We start from the raw sequence: 18,947 nt of genomic DNA, 5'->3' as shown, positions 1-18,947 counted from the left end.
TCCAGATAAGAAAAAGCCCGCCAAACGGCAGGCTTTTAAACATAATTTAAGGTTGCTTTTTTCTAGAATAAAGCTTGAGATAAATCGTATAAATCTTGACGGAATGGACGTTTCATCTCTTCCAAGCATTCAATAATATCATGATCAACCATTTTGCCATTTTGAATACCAATACAACGCGCACTTTTACCTTGCATTAGTAACTCAACACTGTAAGCCCCCATGCGACTTGCTAAAATACGATCAAATGCCATTGGTGTGCCACCACGTTGGATATGTCCTAAAACAGTTGCACGCGTTTCACAATTGGTTTTCTCTTCAATTCGCTTAGCAAGCTTGGTGACATCCGTCACGTGTTCTGTGATCGCTATAATCGCGTGTTTTTTACCTTTTTCTTGGCCGCGTGCAATTTGTACGAGTAATTCTTCCTCGTTAAAACCAACTTCAGGTACGATTACATACTCACTGCCGCCAGCAATGGCTGCCCATAGTGTCAAATCACCACAGTAACGGCCCATTATTTCAACAACAGAAATACGGTTATGTGAAGAAGAGGTATCACGTAGGCGATCCACAGCGTCAACAACGGTGTTCAACGCAGTCATAAAACCGATAGTATAATCAGTACCTGCAATATCGTTATCAATTGTTCCAGGAATACCGATACATGGATAACCCATTTCACTGAGCTTTTTAGCCCCCATATAAGAACCATCACCACCGATCACGATCAGTGCTTCAATGCCATGTTCTTCTAAATTTTTAATCGCTTCTTTGCGTACACTTTCCTCTTTAAACTCAGGAAAACGAGCACTACCTAAAAAAGTACCGCCGCGATTAATAATGTCAGAAACAGAATGACGATGCATCTTTTTAATTTTATTTTGATGAAGCCCTGCATAGCCATCGTAAATACCGTAAACCTCAATATCATTTGCTAAACAGGTACGGACAACGGCTCGTACTGCAGGGTTCATGCCTGGCGCATCGCCACCACTTGTTAAAACACCAATTTTTTTAATCACTTACTACCTCGACTAATTACATAAATTAACAATTGACTCAAATACCAAAAAACGACAAATGCGAATTTTTAAATTATTTAAGTAATATAATTCAAAATTTTTATACGATAAAAACAGGATATTTTTATGCCCGTATTTTTATCACTTAATGCTGCAATACACCACAACTATTCCCAAGCCACTTGGAAATTTAAAAAAATTGTATTTCCAAGTCGTTCGATTTTGTAAAGGTGCATCTCGTTAACAAACCCAATCTGCATAAATACTTATATTGCTTATGCTCACTCAGCCTGATTATCTTACAGTAAAAAAAGAGATTCTTTGTTCTTTCGCAAGTTCGACTAACAAAAAAAAAGGAACTATCATCTATTTGTAATATTAAGCAGCTAGATTATATTAAAACTAATAGGAGTAATAATAATGAGAAATAAACAAAAACGCTTACGCAACAATCAAATTTGGTTTTCAGTTTGGAATGCTAAAAATACAGCTCCCAGTCCAAAATGTGACGCAGCTTATCATCCACCCCGTATTTCCAATAAATAAAAACAGGTCAATCGACCTGTTTTTTACTTAATTTCTAGTGCTGTACAATCTTTATGTAGCTAAGATTACCATAACTAAAAACACCTAGCCTAATCTGTCAGATGCAACTTTATAGAATGGATCTTCAACTAAGTTTATTTCAACCAATACGCCCGCTTTATTTAAGAGTTTACGACAGTCTTGACTCAAATGACGAATATGAACTTTCTTACCTTCACGCATATAACGATCCGTTAATACACTGATCGCTTCAATGGCAGATTGATCCACCACACGCGAACCTGCAAAATCAGCAATCACATGCAGAGGATCATTTTTAACGTCGAACAGATCTAAGAAATTGCTAGCTGAGCCGAAGAAAAGAGGGCCATTGATACGGTAACTCTTCTCTTTACCATCTTCACTAACTTGACTGACTGCATGAATACGGCGCGCATGTTCCCAAGCAAAGACCAAAGCAGAGACAATAACGCCGACAAAAACCGCTATCGCTAAATCGGTCACCACCGTCACCGCCGTAACCAACAAAATAACAAATGCATCTTTTTTAGGGACCTTGCGCATCATTTTAAAAGATGCCCACTCGAAAGTCCCCAATACAACGATAAACATCACGCCAACTAGCGCAGCTAGGGGTACCATCTCAATCAAATCCGACGCGAATAAAATAAAGGCCAATAAGCCTAATGCCGCCGTGATACCCGATAAACGGCCACGGCCACCGGAATTAATATTAATCATTGATTGACCAATCATGGCACAACCCCCCATACCACCAAATAAACCATTAACCATATTTGATACGCCCTGGCCAATACACTCTTTATTGGCTCGACCACGTGTATTGGTCATTTCATCAATCACAGTCAGGGTTAATAAGGATTCAATTAGCCCTACCGCCGCAAGAATCAATGAGTAAGGCAAAATAATATGCAGCGTTGCAAATGAGAAAGGCACTGCAGGTAATGCAAACGTCGGCAAACTACCGGCTATCGTTGCATTCTCATCCCCTGACATTGAACGCAAAAAATCAACAACAGTACGAGTTTCTAATGCAGGAATAAAATAAACCAATAACGTCACTGTAACAATTGCAACTAAAGTCGAGGGTACAGCCGTGGTTAGTTTAGGTAAAAAATGGATAATCAGCATCGTCAATAGCGCTAAACAGAGCATAATATACAGTGCACTACCTTGTAACCATTCAAGCTGCCCTGATGCAGTTTTAACCTTAAATTGGCCAAGTTGCGCCAAGAAAATAACAATAGCTAATCCATTAACAAAACCTATCATCACTGAATGGGGCACCATGCGGATAAATTTACCAAAATGAAAAACACCAAATAAAATTTGTAGCAATCCGGCCACTAATACTGCCGCAAATAGATATTGCACACCATGTTCAGAAACCAGTGATACCATTACCACTGCCATGGCACCGGTTGCACCTGAAATCATTCCTGGTCTGCCACCTAGAACAGCGGTCACTAATCCGACTATAAAGGCACCGTAAAGACCTATCATAGGATCGACACCGGCAACAAATGCAAATGCAACGGCCTCTGGCACTAATGCCAGTGCAACAGTCAGACCAGATAGTATATCATTTTTTGCACTGTTCTTACTGAACTGGGGAAAATCAAACACAGTTTATAATTCCTTTGGTAACACGAATAAATGGTCGCGAATTGTAGCCGCTTTTGTATCTAATTAATAGTAAACGATGAATTAATAAGCGCCGCTCTATTTGTGTTAGTCGTATATTTTATACAGATCTTTTTGGCAGATAAAAACTAGGGTGAAAGCTCGGTTTCCCTTTCCCATGCTTGCTGATGATATTGATAAAGTTGATTAGAACCTAAATAATTTACTTTTATGCTGTTTTGATCTACATAAAAATCTTTATTAAAAACAAAGGCACTTTGTAACAGCGCACTCGTTAACCAAGTTGTTTGTACTTTGATTTTTTCTTGGCCTTGCAAGCGCGCACTAACACTTCCGCCCCTTTTTGTCGCCACTGTCCACCCCCATTCTCCGAATGAGGGTACATTCTGATGGTACTGCTCAACGTCTTTAAATTTAGCAGTTTTAACAGTCTTAGCTATTGATATAAATGCATTTTTAGCATGAAATGGAGAGGTGGATTGGACCACCATTGCACCATCACCATTGAGTAAATGGTTAAGGCGGTAGTAGAAATTGACGCTGTACATTTTATTTAAGTCAGGATGACTGGGATCGGGTAAATCGACAATAATCACATCAAAAATTTTCTTTTTCTGTAATAAATGGTCGATCGCGATAAAGGCATCATCGTGAATGACATCAACACGCGGATCATTAAAACTATTTTTTGTTAAGTGTACGATTTTATCCGCTAAATATTCGGGGAGTTGCTTTTGTGGTGACTTAAATAGCGCGACTAAATTAGGGTCGAGGTCAATTAAGGTCACCGCTTTCGGCTGCCATTTTAAAACTTCACGTAGTGCTAAACCATCTCCTCCACCAATAATTAAAATATGATCTTGTCGGGCAGAGGCCTGCATTGCCGGATGTACTAAAAATTCGTGATAAATCTGTTCATCTAAACTGGAAAACTGCAAACGTCCGTTAATATAAAAATTATAAATGGGCTCTAATCCGCCCCCTAAGTGACGTCGAGTAAAAACGAGGTTTTGATAAGGGGTTTGTGTTTGATAGACCACTTTATCCAGATAAAGCATATTTTGCATCTGTTTTTGCCATAAACCACCATATTGAAAGACCAAAGCAATTAATGCAGCTAACAAGAGATGGCCTAATAATAAATATTTAATATGCTTGAGCTGCTTTTTAAAACGCAGCAAAAAAACAAATCCGGCAATAAGATTAAGTGTTGCAGTCAGTGCCGCTGCTTGGCTTATTTCAAGACGCAACATAAACAGCACCCAAATTGCAGCGCCAATACCCGCACCGATATAATCGGCCCCATAAATAGTACCTGCATTATGCGCTAAATGGTGGCCATAAACAGACTCACGAATACGTGCAATTAAAGGGATTTCCATGCCGATTAAAAACCCTAGTATAAAAGCAAACAGGTATGGAAGTTGGCCACTTAACCAACTTATTTGCGCCAGTATCCCACCTCGTGGCATAGCATCTATCGGGATCAAGTAAGTGTCTGCAATTATCTGTGGCAATGTTTGACTCAAGCCGATCACAGCCGCTATGCATAAAGTCGCACTGCAGCCAATAAAGGCGACAAGCAATTCTAAAACAACAAAACCTTGAAAAGCATCTTTTACTTTTTTAGCAGCAAATGCGCCTAAGCCCATAGAGACAATCATAATGCCGATAATTGCATAAATAACAGTTTCAACACTACCCAGAATACGTGCTGAATAATGAGAAAGTAGATACTCGTAAATCAAACCACAGCACGCTAATGTCGCCATAATTAAGATCAACAGAGAATCATCAACCAACAGTTTTAATTTTTTCGAATCGCCCATCTTTACTCTCTTTAGCCGTTAAAAAAAAAGTCACCAACACTGTGATGACCTTTATTACACGTGATTAATTAAAGATTAATTTAGGTCATTAAGGCCATTAACAATAATGCGATTGAGAATGAGGTGGTTAATTCAATCAGTGCAATACCAATATTTTGTTGATCTTCGACCTCTTCTCGACGGTTAATTCCCCACAACACAAGCACTTTTGCGAGCATCGTTAATAATGTTAAACAGACCATCAAAATTAAACTCATTACAGCCCATTGCATAATGCCGACCAACAAATTTTGGGCGTTATAATGAATGAAATAACTTGCGGCAGTGACCGACATCGCGGTTGATATGAGGTAACCAGAATAACGGATTGCCAACGCCATTTGACCCGCCTCTAACGTTGCTTGGAAGCTAACTGCGCTATTACGAGCATATTGCCACTCGAAGACCCGGGTAATAATAACGAGCATAAGTTGGGAAACAATCCATGCACAAAATAACGCGATAAAGGTATTAAGATCAATGCCTTCTACCCAAATCAAAGCAGCCCTCACTACAATTGCAGTGGCAATCACGGACGCTGCATCAACAATACCGACGGAGATATTTCTTTGTAATATCTGCTCATGTTTACGAAAATCAGGCAGTGCAAATTTATCATGAATATAACGACCGGCTTTAATCATCACCAGACCCGCCACGCCATAAGTTAACATCCCAATTAATTCAACAAGATATGAGCCGGCCAATTCACCGGTAATAGCCCCACTCAGGGCAATCCCCATTGCGGCCACGCCACCCGCTAAACTGATACCGTAGGCAAAATTATCTTTCTCAGCGAGCTCATCTGTGGTATCAACTTTACTAATGAAACCCATGGTATAGCGGATCCCACCCAATAAAAGAATAGCCACTGCCATATCAATTAGTAAATAGCCAACCAGCGAACCGCTTTGTCCTAACATTGTGATTAATTCATTCATATTATTGCCTTATTTTCCGCGACTTATGCCGCGAGAAGAAGTGGATTTGCTATTTCTGAAACTACTTGAAGATTTTGTTCTTGAAAAGCTCGACTTCCCCGAAAATGGGGCGGATTTTTGTGCTTGCTGACTTGAGCTTGACATGCGGCTTGCGCCTGTTTTCGATTTTGCATAAGGACTCTTAAAACCGCCTTTATTGGCAAACTGCTTATTGGTTTTTTTCGCTAAGTTATCTTGTGATTTAGCCTGTTGCGGCGAGGTATAACGGTTGCGTCCATAATCGTTATAATAGCTGTAATCTCGGCGAGAGGACCAGCGGTCGTATTGCACTCGACGAGGTGATAAGGCAGAAAACATAGCGTACATGCCATACCATTGCCAAAATGAACCACCACTACTATTGCTCTGCCAACTGCCATACCCGGGGTTACCAACTAACTGACTACCGGCACCATTATCCTCGGCTCCATTAGCTTGAAGACTGCGCTGCTTACTAATGGCGTTAACACGCGCTAACTTCCCTTCGGACATATCCGCAATAACATTAATCGGATCGGATAAGGCATCATTAAAAAGAATAGCATCTGCCGCTGCGATTAAGTTTTCTGTTTCATAAAGCTGCGCTTCAATGTCCCCCAATACTTGCGGTTGCTCTTTAACGGTTTTCAAACGGTTTTGCAGACCTTGATACATAGGGCCATCACGACTTGCATCACGGCTTAGTTGCCCCAGTAATGGCTTCAAATCGGGTTTTTCTTGTGCCAATAGTTTTGCGTACTCGCGCAAGATACTAGTATTGCGAATTGCATTTGTATCTAGGTTTTGCCCAAGATTTTCAACTAAATAATCTGCGCGTTGAATATTGCTCTTTAGTTGAGCTGGTCGGTCATCGCCACAGGCAACAACTAACAAGCTCATGCAAAACACCAGTAATAGTTTAATTTTCATTACCTTCCCTAATTAGATAAATAATCAATAACACGTTGTAAATCGTCAGCCGTATCAATACCGGCAGGTGGCACTTCACAAGCTTGTTGTACATGAATCTTAAACCCATGCCATAACACCCGCAGCTGCTCAAGCTTTTCAAGTGACTCTAATGGCGAAACGGACAGTTGCGCATACTCTGCGAGAAATCCAACACGATATGCATAAATACCAATATGGCGTTGTAATTTGCAGCTATCAAATGCATCCTTGGTTTTATTCTCAGCACTAAAGTTATCACGATCCCAAGGGATAGTCGCTCTACTGAAATACAAAGCCATCTGATTTTTATCACAAACCACTTTTACCGCATTAGTATTAAACACATCAGCTAAAGTGTCGATAGGTGCACTCAATGTAGCCACACTGGCACGCTTATTATGCTGTAAATTGGTAGCAACCTGACGAATGACTGCAGGAGGAATAAGCGGCTCATCACCTTGCACATTAACAATTATTTGATCGCTGCCGAATTGATACTTTTGGCATACTTCCGCAAGTCGATCGGTGCCCGATTCATGCATTATTGAAGTCATACAAACTTCAATATTTTCCACTGCCGTTAAAGCATCAACGATACGCTGATCATCGGTTGCAACAATCACACGTGAAGCACCACTTTTTAAAGCTTGCTGCGCCACACGAACGATCATACTTTTACCCACAATATCAAGTAGCGGCTTTGCAGGCAAACGTGTGGAATGATAACGCGCTGGAATGACAACAATAAAAGACATGGTTAAGCTTCCTCGTCTTGCGCAATAGTGCGGGCGCGCACTGTCAATAAAGCAGGAATACCATCGACAATAGGATAAGCGAGGTGATCAAATTTACAGATGAGCTCATTGGTTTCTTTTTTAAACCCTAATTTTCCTTTGCATACGGGACAAGCAATAATGTCGAGTAATTTAATATCTATCATCTTATTTCCTTAATTTTATCTAATAGCTGCTTTTCAAAAAATACTGGTAACTGCGCATCAATTGGCAAATACCACCAATTTTTCTGTGCGAAAGTGGTGCACTTTACCGCATCTTTTTCGGTCATCAACAAGGGTAAGTGTGGCTCAAATTGTGTAAAGTCACCTTCACTAAAAGCATAATGGTCAGCAAACGCAATCGCTTTATGTATCGTGAAATGTTGTCTGTTTAGGGTATCAAAAAAACGCTGAGGGTAACCGATAGCGGCACAGGCGTTTATTGTACAGTTTAAAGGTAGCAAAGCATCAGCCCCATCAACCCTTAAACAACGACTTGGCGCCAATAACATAGTAATTTCATCCGCGTGCAGCTGACCATTGTTGATAATAAAATCTACTTCTTTTAAACGCGATAAAGGCTCTCTTAACGGGCCCATCGGCATTAAGTGGCCATTACCAAAACGACGTTGCCCATCGACAACCACAATTTCGATATCACGCTGCAAAGCATAATGCTGTAGTCCATCATCGCTGATAATGATATCAACCGCACAATGCTTACTTAAGTACGCTGCTGCAGCGCTGCGTCGCGGATCAACAACAATCGGAAGTCCTAAACGTTTAAAAATCATCACGGGCTCATCCCCCGCTTGCTTTCCGGTTACTTCTTCATCAACAAGTAGGGGATAAACCTCACTTTTTCCCCCATATCCGCGGCTAATAATTCCCGGTTTATAACCTTGTTCAATTAACAGCTCACATAACCAAATCACAAAAGGGGTTTTTCCATTTCCGCCTACGGATATATTGCCGACAACAATTACTGGCAATCTGTTTTCCGTACTTTTGATGAGTGCTTTTTTATACACGAAGCGACGCACTAAAGTGATGCCAGCAAACAGCAGTGAAAAGGGGTATAAAAACCAGCCCCACCAGTGTATTGCTTGATACCAAAAGCGCATTACAAATCTCCAGATGCTTGAATTTTATTGAGGCTATGGTAAATCGCCTTTTCAGCCATCAGTTGAGCATGTGTGCCACGCTCAACCACTCGCCCCTCATCAACAACCAGTATCTGGTCGGCATGTTCAATCGTTGACAAACGATGCGCAATCACAATCGAGGTGCGATTTTTTTGTAATTCATCCAGAGCAGCTTGTATATGACGCTCAGATTCGCTATCCAGAGCAGAAGTTGCTTCATCTAGAATTAAAATAGGAGCATCACGAAGCAGTGCTCGGGCAATCGCTAAACGCTGACGCTGCCCACCGGACAATAACGTACCATTTTCACCGACAACCGTATCAAGACCGTTAGGGAAAGCGTTAATAAACTCCATCGCATGCGCCGTTTCTGCCGCTTTAATAATATCTTCACGACTGTATTTATCTGTATTAGCATAGGCAATATTATTAGCAATAGAGTCATTAAAGAGATGTACACTTTGTGAAACGATCGCAACTTGACTGCGCAAAGACGCCAAGCGGTAATTTTCAATATTAACCCCATCTAAAATTATCTCACCACTGTCAATATCATAAAAACGCGTTAATAGATTCGCGATAGTTGATTTACCACTGCCTGAACGTCCCACTAATGCGATAGTTTTCCCCGCTTTGACTGTCAGACTCACTTTATTTAAAGCCGGTTTCTCAGCGCTGGGGTAGGTAAAGATAACATCCTTTAATTCAATATCGCCGTGAGCCCGTTTAATTTCTAGTGTACCTTTATCTTTTGCCGGTGCTATATCTAAAAGAGCAAATAAACTTTCACTTGCAGCAATACCGCGTTGAATTTCATTATTAACCTGAGTTACCGCTTTTATCGGTTTCATCAACATCATCATCGAGGTAATAATGACCGCAAAGGTACCTGGGGTGAGGCTATCCATAATCTCAGGAAAAGTGGCAAGATAAAGTACAAAAGCCAACGCAAAAGAAGCCAAAGTTTGTATGATCGGCACGCTGATAGCTGAGGCGCTAGCCATTTTCATGTTTTGAGAACGAACGGTGTTGCTTATGCGGTCAAATTTATCACTTTCAATATTTTTCCCTCCAAACATCAACACCTCCTTATGTCCTTTTAACATTTGCTCAGAGGTAGTCGTAACTGTTCCCATCGCACTTTGTATATTTTTACCAATTTTTCGAAAACGTTTACTGACCACCTTGATAGCGATTCCTAGCACCGGAGCCACCAAGAAAAAAACCAGAGAGAGTTGCCAGCTTTGAAAAAACATCATCGTCACTAAGGCAATAACCGTCGCACCTTCTCGAAATATTTTGACCAACGCATTACTCGCTGCATTCGACACTTGACTCGCATCATAAGTTATTTTAGAAAGCAGATCGCCGGTATTGGTTTTATCAAAAAAACTAATTGGCAATACCATCAAATGGTTAAAAAGTTGACGTTGTAACTTCATCACCACATGCGTACCCACCCATGCCATGCAATAAGAGCTTAAAAAGGCGGCAATACCGCGTGCGCCGACAATAAGCACAACGAAAATAGGCATAAAGGTTAAAACAGATGGATCGTCTCCCGTGAGACCTTTATCCATTAACGGCTTGATTGAATAAACAAACGCAGCATCCACCGCTGCATAGCCTAACATACCAACAATTGCGCCAAACAAACCTGATTTAAACTCTTTAACATAGCCCGCTAAGCGCTTAAAGGCAGGCCAACTACTTTGTTCTTCGTTTTTCATGGGGACACCCAGTAATGATTTCTAGAGAGAAAAAGAGTGATGATACCAATAAGGGGCAAGATCTTCTCTATATGTTTGCATCTTAATTTTCTCTTGCGTTATAGTAAATCGAATAAAACCCTGTAAGCCCGTGTTGACCGTTTTAATGCCCTGCTTTTCATAAAGTGACTTTACCTGTGCCGCTGGAAATCCCCACTGATTCATAAACCCCGCAGTAAAAATGCCCCACCGCGGCGCAACCCTGTTGATAAAAGCACGACTCGATGAATGTTTGCTACCATGATGAGGGGCAAACAATAAATCACTTGGTAATGAAAGAGGCGAATGTTCAAGCAACAATAACTCCTGCTTTTTATCAATATCGCCAGTTAACAAGAGCGCGTGTTTGCCATCACTAATACGCAATACGCAGGAATTATTATTGTTGTTCTCTGTAACCGAAAAGGGAGATAAAGCCGCAATCGATAATAATCCAAAAGACCAGCTATCTCCCGCTCGACATAAATGTCTCGCCTCACTTACCGCTGCATCCTTAAGCAGTGGTTCACCAAAGATAATATGCTTAGGTTTAAATGCATTACGAATCACTGTAAATCCCCCCGCGTGGTCGATATCACTATGACTTATCACTAAATAATCCAACTCGCGAATACCCAATAAATCCAAATAAGGCACTATCTCACTTTTGGCAGTGCTAAATCCCGATGGATATGACGGGCCCGTATCATAAAGCAGAGTCTGCCCCTGACTTCTAACTAACACAGCTAGTCCTTGCCCCACATCAAATACCTCAACAAACCACTGCGTTGAGTCATTTAATTTATTCTTCCAGAATGAAGAAATAAATAGCGTGAGCAGCAGCCCACTAAATAACAAACTTGTTTTACGGTTATTAGCGAGCAGAAAATAAAGAACAAATAATGTAACAACCAAGCTGACAAACATAATAATAAGCTCACAATAAACACCTGAATAGCTTTGGTAGGCCACACCTCCCCAAGCAAAAAAAGTAAAGAAAAAATTGATCATTACATCGGCAGTAGAAAAGAGCAGTAATGCGATAGGCTCTGCGATAAGAGAAAACAAACACCCCAATAAAATCAAAGGAATTATCAGCACCGAGAAAAGCGGTACCGCAACAAAATTAATAAAGGGCGATAACCAACTAAGCCCAGAAAAACTTAATAACTGAATCGGTATCATCAGTAAGGTTAAAGATAATTGTATAAAAAAAAGAAAGCTTAAGTAGCGTTTGCTGGCTGCAAATAGACTATCGGTTGCGTTATCTTTATGCTGTTTTGCGACACCGGGAAAACGCCATATAATAATTAAGATAATAGTTACCGCTGCAAACGATAACCATAAACTTAAACTTAGAACAGATAAGGGATCCCATAATAGAATAACCAACAGAGTCACCCCCAATAGATCAACAAGCGCACATTTGCGCTTTAATGACAAAACCACAACGGCAAATAGCAACATTAAAAAAGCCCGCTGCGTAGGCAGTGAAAATCCGGCAAGGTAGACGTAAAAAAGCGCACCAGAGAGCGCAGTAAAATTCACCAGACGCCAAGCAAACCAACCTAAATAACGTTCAACACAAAAACGCTTTACTAGCTGCTGCACCAACAGATAAACAAAAGAGAAAAGAAGACCTATATGTAATCCTGAAATGGCAAATAGATGAGCAATAGCCAACTTTTGGATCAAGTCTTTTTTTTCACTGCTAATTAATGTTTTATCTGCAAATGAGAGCGCTAAAATAATGCCTTGGTGATTTAAAGAATTTGATAACGTAGTTACTTTTTGATAAAAAAAAGCGCGAAAAGAGCGCCTAGCTGATTGCTGAAAAAGATGTGCTTTAATAGTTGCCTGATAAGCAACATGGTTAGAGTAACGCCATTTTTGACGATCGAATCCAGCCGGATTTGCTCGCCCGTAAACAGGTTTAAAACGAACCTTAAAAGCATGCACCTCACCCGCTTGGACATCCAATGTTGGCTTATACCAGCGCATTTCTAACAGTGGTGAATAATTTAAGTGATTACCATCAATTTCAATTAATTTAGCGGTGAAATAACCTCTATTTTTAATACTTATTAATGAATTAATTTCCACTATTATGCTATGGTCTTGCTTATCAACAAACGTTTGTAATGATGTGCTGTTAGAAAAAGGTAATACCCTATTTAACCAAGATGGAGGCAAACTTCCCGTTAAAGCTAAATGAGTATAAAAAGTAATGTAAATAGCGAGCAATGGAATCACAGCTAAAGTGCGTAAACGTGGTAGAATTAATAAAACAAAAAAAATAATCAGGCAATAAACGATATCTTTATCATTTAACAGACGCGGCCAAAACAGGCTTGATAAAAAAACAGCAATTGCTAGCCACAAAACTATGCGCATTGTTATCCGAATTAATTAACAGTAAAACTTAATTATATGCCAAAAAAATTTATTAAACGGTTTTTACCAACTCCAGAAACATTAAAAGCTCACCCTCACCTTCGACATTTTAGTGAAACTTTACAGAATCCTAATTTATGGCATTTAAACCGTAGGAGTGTAGCTGGAGCTGTTAGCGTAGGTTTATTTTGCGCGTGGATGCCCATTCCGTTTCAGATGGTATTGGCTGCCGTTATTGCGATGCTATTTACCGTTAATCTCCCTATCTCGGTCGCATTAGTTTGGCTTTCGAACCCAATCACCATGCCGCCCTTATTCTATGGTGCATATCGTTTAGGTGCATTTATCTTGCAAGAGGAAGTGGTTGATTTTCATTTTCAGCTGACACTGACTTGGTTAGCTAAAACACTTGAAACCATAGCCCCCCCTCTGCTATTGGGCTGTTTTATTATGGGCACTATCTGCTCGATCTTAGGCTATGTGCTGCTACGTATATTCTGGCGTGTCAATACCACCAAAAAATGGCAGCGTCGCAATAGAAGATAGATTTAAAGCCTGTTACCTCAAGATGCAAAATCAGCATATTGAGGTAACGTAGGTCTATTCGCGAAACTCTCCACATTTATAAAGCGGCTAGAAAACACAATGGACATTGCAAAGTTATTTTTATAAGTGAACAAACCGAATTAACATCTGCTATTGAATATACTTGTTTTCCCTCCCGTTTTAGACCCACTATCTATTTTATCCAACGCTTACCAGCCCCCCCCAAAAAAAACACATCACCACAAAACACAAAACATAAGCGAGTGCTAAACTAACAGTGAGTATGTTAATGAACTGCGCACTAGATAAACGAAGAAAACTTAACAATCCATAACTATTGGCCACTGTTGAAAGCCATGTCAGGCTACAATTCTAAACAGTATCAATAATATGGCCGACCATAACAGGCTGCTGAAAGGTAAGCTATTATGATCTTAAGCTTGATGTAGATAGCGCATTATTTTACATGCTTATGTAGATGACTTAGGTTATTTTTTGTAAAAAAATTAAAACCACTACCACGCACACTTCATACGACTGCGAAACTGCGTTTCGGTTCGCATTCATAAAAGAGGGGCTGCGCGCTACACAGAGAAAAAACTAACATACTAAAATATAAGATAATTATTATTTTTTATGTTTTTCTGTGTTTTCCCTCATTTTACTCTGTGGTGCGATTTTTTGACGTGTTTTTATCTTTTCCCATTTTTACCTGAGTTAAGTGCATGAGCATGTTATTTTATATAGTTACGACTATTGATAAGGTATTTAATAGGGAGAAATACAATGATTTATAAGCATATATTAGTTGCTGTTGATTTAACAAAGTCCAGCGAAATAGTGATTAGTAAAGCCGTAGCATTAGCAAAAGAGGCGAATGCTAAGCTATCATTTATTTATGTTGATGCCAATTATGTGAGCATGGTGGGACCCGCCGGTACGTTAGGGTTAGCGAGGCAAGCGGCCTCTGATGGACGAGAGAAAAAGTTATTACAAAAAGAGCTGCACACCTTAGTCGATAAGCTTGATTATCCTGTACAAAACACGCTAGTTGTAATGGGTGATTTAGAAGAAAAATTAACAACTGCAGTCAATCAATTAGATGCGGATCTATTAGTTTGTGGGCACCATCATGATTTCTGGAGTCGTTTATTATCTTCAGTACGCAAACTTGTCAATACCGTTAGCACAGACTTATTAATTGTTTATATCGAGAAGTGATAAAGAAGCAGTTTATACTCTGAGCAATAATCACTACCGATCAGCGATGCCGATTGCAGCTTAATGAATTATGAAAGCGCAACGGCATATTTCCCACCCGTTACCCAGAGATGGTGTAAATCTATTGGAGCGATGCTGAAATTCGCTTCGATTGCTTATTTTTACGCTTATCCCCCAAACCACCTCAAGGTACACATTCAGATCATCGTCCGAACGTTAGAAAAAGGCGAAACATAATGCTTGTTTTCGGCCGCAGTCCCCGCAGGGCATTTTGAAGTGACATCGGTATAGATTAAAAAGTTTCGATTAATATTAGATCTGTAGGTATTTTTGTTAAGCAGATCTAGATAAACGTATTAATTAAACTTTATCTCATATTTACAATGCTATAGTAACGATCAGGTCAACTGTTTGTATATAGGAATCAATATGTTAAATGAAAATCACGCACTTATTCTGGACTTCCCAGAGCTAAAATTAGACATTGTTCATTTAAATCACAGCGATCAGATATTTAGAGAGAATGCACAGCAATATCACCTACTCGATTATGAGATTCGTCAACTTGAAATCGCAGATTGTCCGACCGATGATGAGAATATGAATCAGCTCAAACATGAAAGAGCAAAATTAAAAGATAGTTTATATCTACAATTAAAAGCACACCACGAGCTAATAACCTCTGTTTAATAAATATTAATAGTGGTCTAAGTAAATTAGCCACTATTTCTTTGTATATACGCAAGCTAATACAAAATGCTGATTTCTGCATCTTGTATTAGCTTACGTATATATTAGTTCGCACGTTCGGCGATACACTCCGTCTCTCCCATCTCAAATTCACGGCAAATCAGAGGTCGCTTTTCGTAAATAGTGCAGCGCATAGTATTTCGATCCAAAGCGGCACACCAACCATCATCTAATCGCGCCATGGTCTGCCCTCCCCACCTATCGGTCTTAATATAATTGTCGGGTACGCCTGTATCGGTAATAATCATCACTTCTAAACGGCAACAGCAGGCCTCACAGTTTGCACAGCTCACTTCTGTATCCGCTAGCGTTGTGATCTCAATATTCATTAGTTAGTTTCCATTTCAGTAAAGTCTTTATTGCCTTAAACTATTTCTATCATTGCCGCTCGCGATCTCCCGTTAGGTAAATCCACAATATTTGTTGTACAACAAATAACGCTGAGAATGAAAAATAATAGCATAACTTTAAGCCTGTTAGACTATGATTCAAGGATATATGTTGTTTGTTTACTAACAACGTAAAGGTTGCGGTTGTATTTATCTATAACGTTTCAAAAAGGCGGCACGGCCATGGAATATAAAGATTATTACAAAATAATGGAAGTTGGACGAGATGCCTCTGCGGATGAGATTAAACGTGCTCACCGTAAATTAGCCCGTAAATATCACCCGGATATCAGTAAAGAAGTAGATGCAGAAGCTAAGTTTAAAGAGGCTGATGAGGCCTACCGAGTGCTTAAAGATCCTAAAAAACGTGCTACTTATGATCGGATTGACCCCAATCTAAAATCGGGTCGGACGTTCTCTCCTCCACCTAATTGGAATGCAGGCGCAGAATTTAGTGGTGCTGAGTTTAACGATCCGGATGGTAGAGTTTTCAGTGATTTTTTTGAAGAGTTGTTTGGTCGTCAGAGGCGTTCGGCACACACGGAAAGTCACGCGCAGTTCAATAGCAGAGGGCAGGATCATCATGCCAAGGTGCAGATCGCCATTGAAGATGCCTTTACCGGTGCCACACGTAGCGTCAATCTGCAAAGTCCAAGCCTAGATGACTATGGACAATCTCATCTAACTCAGCGAACACTTAATGTGAAAATTCCCAAAGGTATTAAAGAGGGGCAACAAATTCGTCTCTCCGGCCAAGGAGCCCCTGGCATGGGAAATGGTGGTCGAGGGGATCTTTATCTGGAAATACATTTTAATCCTCATCCCTTTTATCACACAGAGGGGCGAGATCTGTATATGCAATTGCCTGTAACACCGTGGGAAGCGGCACTGGGCGCAACTGTTAAGCTGCCCTCCCCGAATGGCATGTTAGATCTCAAAATTTCAGCGGGATCAAACAGTGGTAATAAACTTCGTCTTAAAGGCAGAGGGATCCCCGGCAAACAAGCTGGAGATATTTATATCACTCTAACGGTAGTAACGCCACCAGCAACAAGCGACGCGGCCAAGGCTCTATATCAAGAGATGGCAAGCACATTGGCATTTAATCCAAGAGTCAAAATGGGGGGATAAAGCATGCTCAAGCAAATCGTATTATCTGGCATCATTGTTGAAGAAAGCAGTGCTTTTACCTTAGACGAACTTAGCCGAGCCTGTGGTAAACCTGAAAAGTGGGTTATCGGATTGGTGGATGAGGGAATCATTGAAGCCGAAGGTGGAGATCCCCGACATTGGCAATTTCATGGATATTGCCTGCGCCGCGTACAAATTATTCAGCGTCTCGAAGCCGATCTCGGACTCAATTTAGCAGGCGCAGCACTTGCTTTAGAGTTGCTTGACGAGGTCGAAACGTTGCGTAATCGCATCGCGATATTAGAGCAGTAAAATCTGTTTTATTTGTGATTTATTACTTAACCTCAATTCTGGATAAGCTAAACGATACAGTACCGTTATTTACGCGTATTTCTGCGTTAAATCATCTGCCAATAACCAGTTATTGCTGCGATGATTCGCCTTGAACTACGCAAAACTAACAGCACTGTATAATATGTTTTTTAACTTGTTGATATTTAATCTAATTTCGCTTCCATTATCCAGAACTGAGGTTACTTAACGTTATAAAAAGCTAGCCAATAATTTGACTAGCTTTGATCATTATTAAACGTTAATTATGCACTCACTAAATCGAGCGTATCACGCGCAATAACCCATTCTTCATTGGTCTGAATAACCATAGCAACGGTACTGCCGAGATCGGAGATAATACCTTGATTAGATACTTTACCAAAACGGTTTGCTAAGTTAGCTTGCTGGTTTACTTTAAAACCTAACAAGCTCAAACGTGCGAGCGTGTGTTGACGAATAGGAGCTGAATTTTCACCGATACCACCAGTGAATACCAGCGCGTCCAAACGTCCCTCTAAAGCCGCTGTATAGCTAGCAATATATTTAGCTAGGCGGTAACAATAAAGATCCATTGCACGTTTAGCTGCAATGTTTGTTTGGTAGTTATCTTCAACAAAACGACAATCAGATGTTTCTTCTGTCAATCCTAGCAGACCAGACTCTTTGCTCAACATGCTATGAATGTCATCGATACTATAACCTAGCTCATCGTGCAGATGGAATATAACAGCGGGATCGATATCACCGCAGCGAGTCCCCATCACTAAGCCTTCCAAAGGGGTCATACCCATTGAAGTATCAACCGAAACACCATTTTTAATCGCACAAACTGAACCACCATTACCGAGATGACAGTTAATAATATTCAATTCATTGAGCGGTTTATTCAATATTTTAGCTGCTTGCAGGCTAATATAAAAATGGCTTGTGCCATGCATACCATAACGACGTATACCATTTTCGCGGTAAAGTTTATAAGGCAATGCATATAGAAACGCTTCCTCGGGCATCGTTTGATGAAAAGCGGTATCAAAGACGGCAACATTAGGCAGCAATGCAAAAGCGCGTTGCGCGGCACGGATACCTTCAAGGTGGGCGGGGTTATGCAGCGGCGCTAGCGGAATACAGTCTTCAATTTCTTTTATTACATCATCAGTGATCACCACTGATGATGTAAATTTTTCTCCGCCATGCACAACTCGATGACCGATTGCAAATAAGTTTTCTTTTAATTCGGTTTTTTGAAAAAGAATCTTACTGACAATGTAGTCAAGCGCTTCTTGATGCGCAGCACCCGCACCTAAATCAGCACTACCTTTCTCCCCTTCTAGCTTCCATTTGATACGCGCATCATCTAGATGCAGGCATTCAGCAATGCCTGAAAATTTTTCATCACCACTGCTAGTATCGATGATAGCGAACTTCAAAGAAGAACTGCCACAATTAAGTACAAGGATCAGTTTGCTGTGCATTTTGTATATCCTATTTCTTACCAAAACAA

Annotated in this window: 17 protein-coding genes; 5 read left to right on the top strand and 12 right to left on the bottom strand. The window is 40.3% G+C overall.

Annotated elements, in window-relative coordinates; all coding sequences use genetic code 11:
• Positions 1-62: 62 nt before the first annotated feature.
• From pfkA to KSO91_RS01840, 10 genes are all read right to left on the bottom strand, one after another.
• Positions 63-1,025, bottom strand: coding sequence for a 6-phosphofructokinase (gene pfkA, locus KSO91_RS01885; protein WP_238740777.1), 963 nt, complete (start codon positions 1,023-1,025; stop codon positions 63-65).
• Positions 1,026-1,655: 630 nt separating this feature from the next.
• The gene (locus tag KSO91_RS01880; RefSeq protein ID WP_238740775.1) at positions 1,656-3,218 is read right to left on the bottom strand and encodes a SulP family inorganic anion transporter; all 1,563 of its coding nucleotides are present in this window, start codon (positions 3,216-3,218) and stop codon (positions 1,656-1,658) included.
• A gap of 146 nt (positions 3,219-3,364) precedes the next feature.
• A complete protein-coding gene (locus KSO91_RS01875; protein WP_238740773.1) occupies positions 3,365-5,065 on the bottom strand; it encodes a polyamine aminopropyltransferase in 1,701 nt (566 codons plus the stop codon).
• 80 nt (positions 5,066-5,145) lie between these two features.
• Entirely contained in the window at positions 5,146-6,045 is a 900-nt protein-coding gene (locus KSO91_RS01870; protein ID WP_238740771.1) for a DUF350 domain-containing protein, read from the bottom strand.
• 9 nt (positions 6,046-6,054) lie between these two features.
• Complete coding sequence (locus KSO91_RS01865; protein ID WP_238740769.1) at positions 6,055-6,993, bottom strand: hypothetical protein; 939 nt, start codon at positions 6,991-6,993, stop codon at positions 6,055-6,057.
• An 8-nt stretch (positions 6,994-7,001) separates the two neighbouring features.
• On the bottom strand, positions 7,002-7,769 hold the full coding sequence (kdsB, locus tag KSO91_RS01860) for a 3-deoxy-manno-octulosonate cytidylyltransferase (protein ID WP_238740767.1): 768 nt from the start codon (positions 7,767-7,769) through the stop codon (positions 7,002-7,004).
• Positions 7,770-7,771: 2 nt separating this feature from the next.
• Positions 7,772-7,954: a Trm112 family protein gene (locus tag KSO91_RS01855; RefSeq protein WP_275113880.1), complete on the bottom strand. Its 183-nt coding sequence runs from the start codon at positions 7,952-7,954 to the stop codon at positions 7,772-7,774.
• Positions 7,951-8,913: a tetraacyldisaccharide 4'-kinase gene (lpxK, locus tag KSO91_RS01850; protein WP_238740765.1), complete on the bottom strand. Its 963-nt coding sequence runs from the start codon at positions 8,911-8,913 to the stop codon at positions 7,951-7,953. Before lpxK ends, KSO91_RS01855 begins: the two co-directional genes overlap by 4 nt.
• On the bottom strand, positions 8,913-10,664 hold the full coding sequence (gene msbA, locus KSO91_RS01845) for a lipid A ABC transporter ATP-binding protein/permease MsbA (protein WP_238740763.1): 1,752 nt from the start codon (positions 10,662-10,664) through the stop codon (positions 8,913-8,915). Before msbA ends, lpxK begins: the two co-directional genes overlap by 1 nt.
• Before the next feature lie 21 nt (positions 10,665-10,685).
• Complete coding sequence (locus KSO91_RS01840; RefSeq protein ID WP_238740761.1) at positions 10,686-13,076, bottom strand: DNA internalization-related competence protein ComEC/Rec2; 2,391 nt, start codon at positions 13,074-13,076, stop codon at positions 10,686-10,688.
• A gap of 36 nt (positions 13,077-13,112) precedes the next feature.
• On the opposite strand from KSO91_RS01840, the gene KSO91_RS01835 reads away from it, so the two are divergent.
• The 3 genes from KSO91_RS01835 to KSO91_RS01825 all read left to right on the top strand — a co-directional run bounded on the left by KSO91_RS01835 (position 13,113) and on the right by KSO91_RS01825 (position 15,533).
• Positions 13,113-13,622 (top strand): DUF2062 domain-containing protein, encoded by a 510-nt coding sequence (locus tag KSO91_RS01835; RefSeq protein ID WP_238740759.1) that lies wholly within the window; start codon positions 13,113-13,115, stop codon positions 13,620-13,622.
• 786 nt (positions 13,623-14,408) lie between these two features.
• The gene (locus KSO91_RS01830; RefSeq protein WP_238740757.1) at positions 14,409-14,843 is read left to right on the top strand and encodes a universal stress protein; all 435 of its coding nucleotides are present in this window, start codon (positions 14,409-14,411) and stop codon (positions 14,841-14,843) included.
• A 429-nt stretch (positions 14,844-15,272) separates the two neighbouring features.
• Positions 15,273-15,533: an HP1242/YdcH family protein gene (locus tag KSO91_RS01825; protein ID WP_238740755.1), complete on the top strand. Its 261-nt coding sequence runs from the start codon at positions 15,273-15,275 to the stop codon at positions 15,531-15,533.
• Between the two features lie 104 nt (positions 15,534-15,637).
• Here KSO91_RS01825 and KSO91_RS01820 read toward each other — a convergent pair whose 3' ends face one another.
• Positions 15,638-15,922, bottom strand: a complete 285-nt coding sequence (locus KSO91_RS01820; RefSeq protein ID WP_238740753.1) for a YkgJ family cysteine cluster protein — start codon at positions 15,920-15,922, stop codon at positions 15,638-15,640.
• 243 nt (positions 15,923-16,165) lie between these two features.
• On the opposite strand from KSO91_RS01820, the gene KSO91_RS01815 reads away from it, so the two are divergent.
• Both KSO91_RS01815 and KSO91_RS01810 read left to right on the top strand, forming a co-directional pair.
• A complete protein-coding gene (locus tag KSO91_RS01815) occupies positions 16,166-17,113 on the top strand; it encodes a DnaJ C-terminal domain-containing protein (protein WP_238740751.1) in 948 nt (315 codons plus the stop codon).
• Between the two features lie 3 nt (positions 17,114-17,116).
• Positions 17,117-17,425, top strand: a complete 309-nt coding sequence (locus KSO91_RS01810) for a chaperone modulator CbpM (protein ID WP_238740749.1) — start codon at positions 17,117-17,119, stop codon at positions 17,423-17,425.
• Between the two features lie 284 nt (positions 17,426-17,709).
• On the opposite strand, the gene KSO91_RS01805 is transcribed toward KSO91_RS01810, so the two are convergent.
• Positions 17,710-18,918, bottom strand: coding sequence for an acetate kinase (locus KSO91_RS01805; RefSeq protein WP_238740747.1), 1,209 nt, complete (start codon positions 18,916-18,918; stop codon positions 17,710-17,712).
• Between the last annotated feature and the right edge of the window lie 29 nt (positions 18,919-18,947).

Source organism: Psychromonas antarctica, from assembly GCF_022267535.1.
Classification (GTDB): Bacteria; Pseudomonadota; Gammaproteobacteria; order Enterobacterales; family Psychromonadaceae; genus Psychromonas; species Psychromonas antarctica.
Note: the sequence above shows the minus strand (reverse complement) of the source record. Positions and strands in the feature narration are given on the sequence as shown.

Bases quoted from the DNA above. Each gene is read 5' to 3' on its own strand.
- KSO91_RS01865 (WP_238740769.1), bottom strand. From the start codon at position 6,993: ATGAAAATTAAACTATTACTGGTGTTTTGCATGAGCTTGTTAGTTGTT.
- KSO91_RS01805 (WP_238740747.1), bottom strand. From the start codon at position 18,918: ATGCACAGCAAACTGATCCTTGTACTTAATTGTGGCAGTTCTTCTTTG.
- KSO91_RS01815 (WP_238740751.1), top strand. From the start codon at position 16,166: ATGGAATATAAAGATTATTACAAAATAATGGAAGTTGGACGAGATGCC.
- KSO91_RS01875 (WP_238740773.1), bottom strand. From the start codon at position 5,065: ATGGGCGATTCGAAAAAATTAAAACTGTTGGTTGATGATTCTCTGTTG.
- lpxK (WP_238740765.1), bottom strand. From the start codon at position 8,913: ATGCGCTTTTGGTATCAAGCAATACACTGGTGGGGCTGGTTTTTATAC.
- KSO91_RS01835 (WP_238740759.1), top strand. From the start codon at position 13,113: ATGCCAAAAAAATTTATTAAACGGTTTTTACCAACTCCAGAAACATTA.
- KSO91_RS01825 (WP_238740755.1), top strand. From the start codon at position 15,273: ATGTTAAATGAAAATCACGCACTTATTCTGGACTTCCCAGAGCTAAAA.
- KSO91_RS01810 (WP_238740749.1), top strand. From the start codon at position 17,117: ATGCTCAAGCAAATCGTATTATCTGGCATCATTGTTGAAGAAAGCAGT.
- msbA (WP_238740763.1), bottom strand. From the start codon at position 10,664: ATGAAAAACGAAGAACAAAGTAGTTGGCCTGCCTTTAAGCGCTTAGCG.
- KSO91_RS01870 (WP_238740771.1), bottom strand. From the start codon at position 6,045: ATGAATGAATTAATCACAATGTTAGGACAAAGCGGTTCGCTGGTTGGC.
- KSO91_RS01830 (WP_238740757.1), top strand. From the start codon at position 14,409: ATGATTTATAAGCATATATTAGTTGCTGTTGATTTAACAAAGTCCAGC.
- KSO91_RS01820 (WP_238740753.1), bottom strand. From the start codon at position 15,922: ATGAATATTGAGATCACAACGCTAGCGGATACAGAAGTGAGCTGTGCA.
- kdsB (WP_238740767.1), bottom strand. From the start codon at position 7,769: ATGTCTTTTATTGTTGTCATTCCAGCGCGTTATCATTCCACACGTTTG.
- KSO91_RS01840 (WP_238740761.1), bottom strand. From the start codon at position 13,076: ATGCGCATAGTTTTGTGGCTAGCAATTGCTGTTTTTTTATCAAGCCTG.
- KSO91_RS01855 (WP_275113880.1), bottom strand. From the start codon at position 7,954: ATGATAGATATTAAATTACTCGACATTATTGCTTGTCCCGTATGCAAA.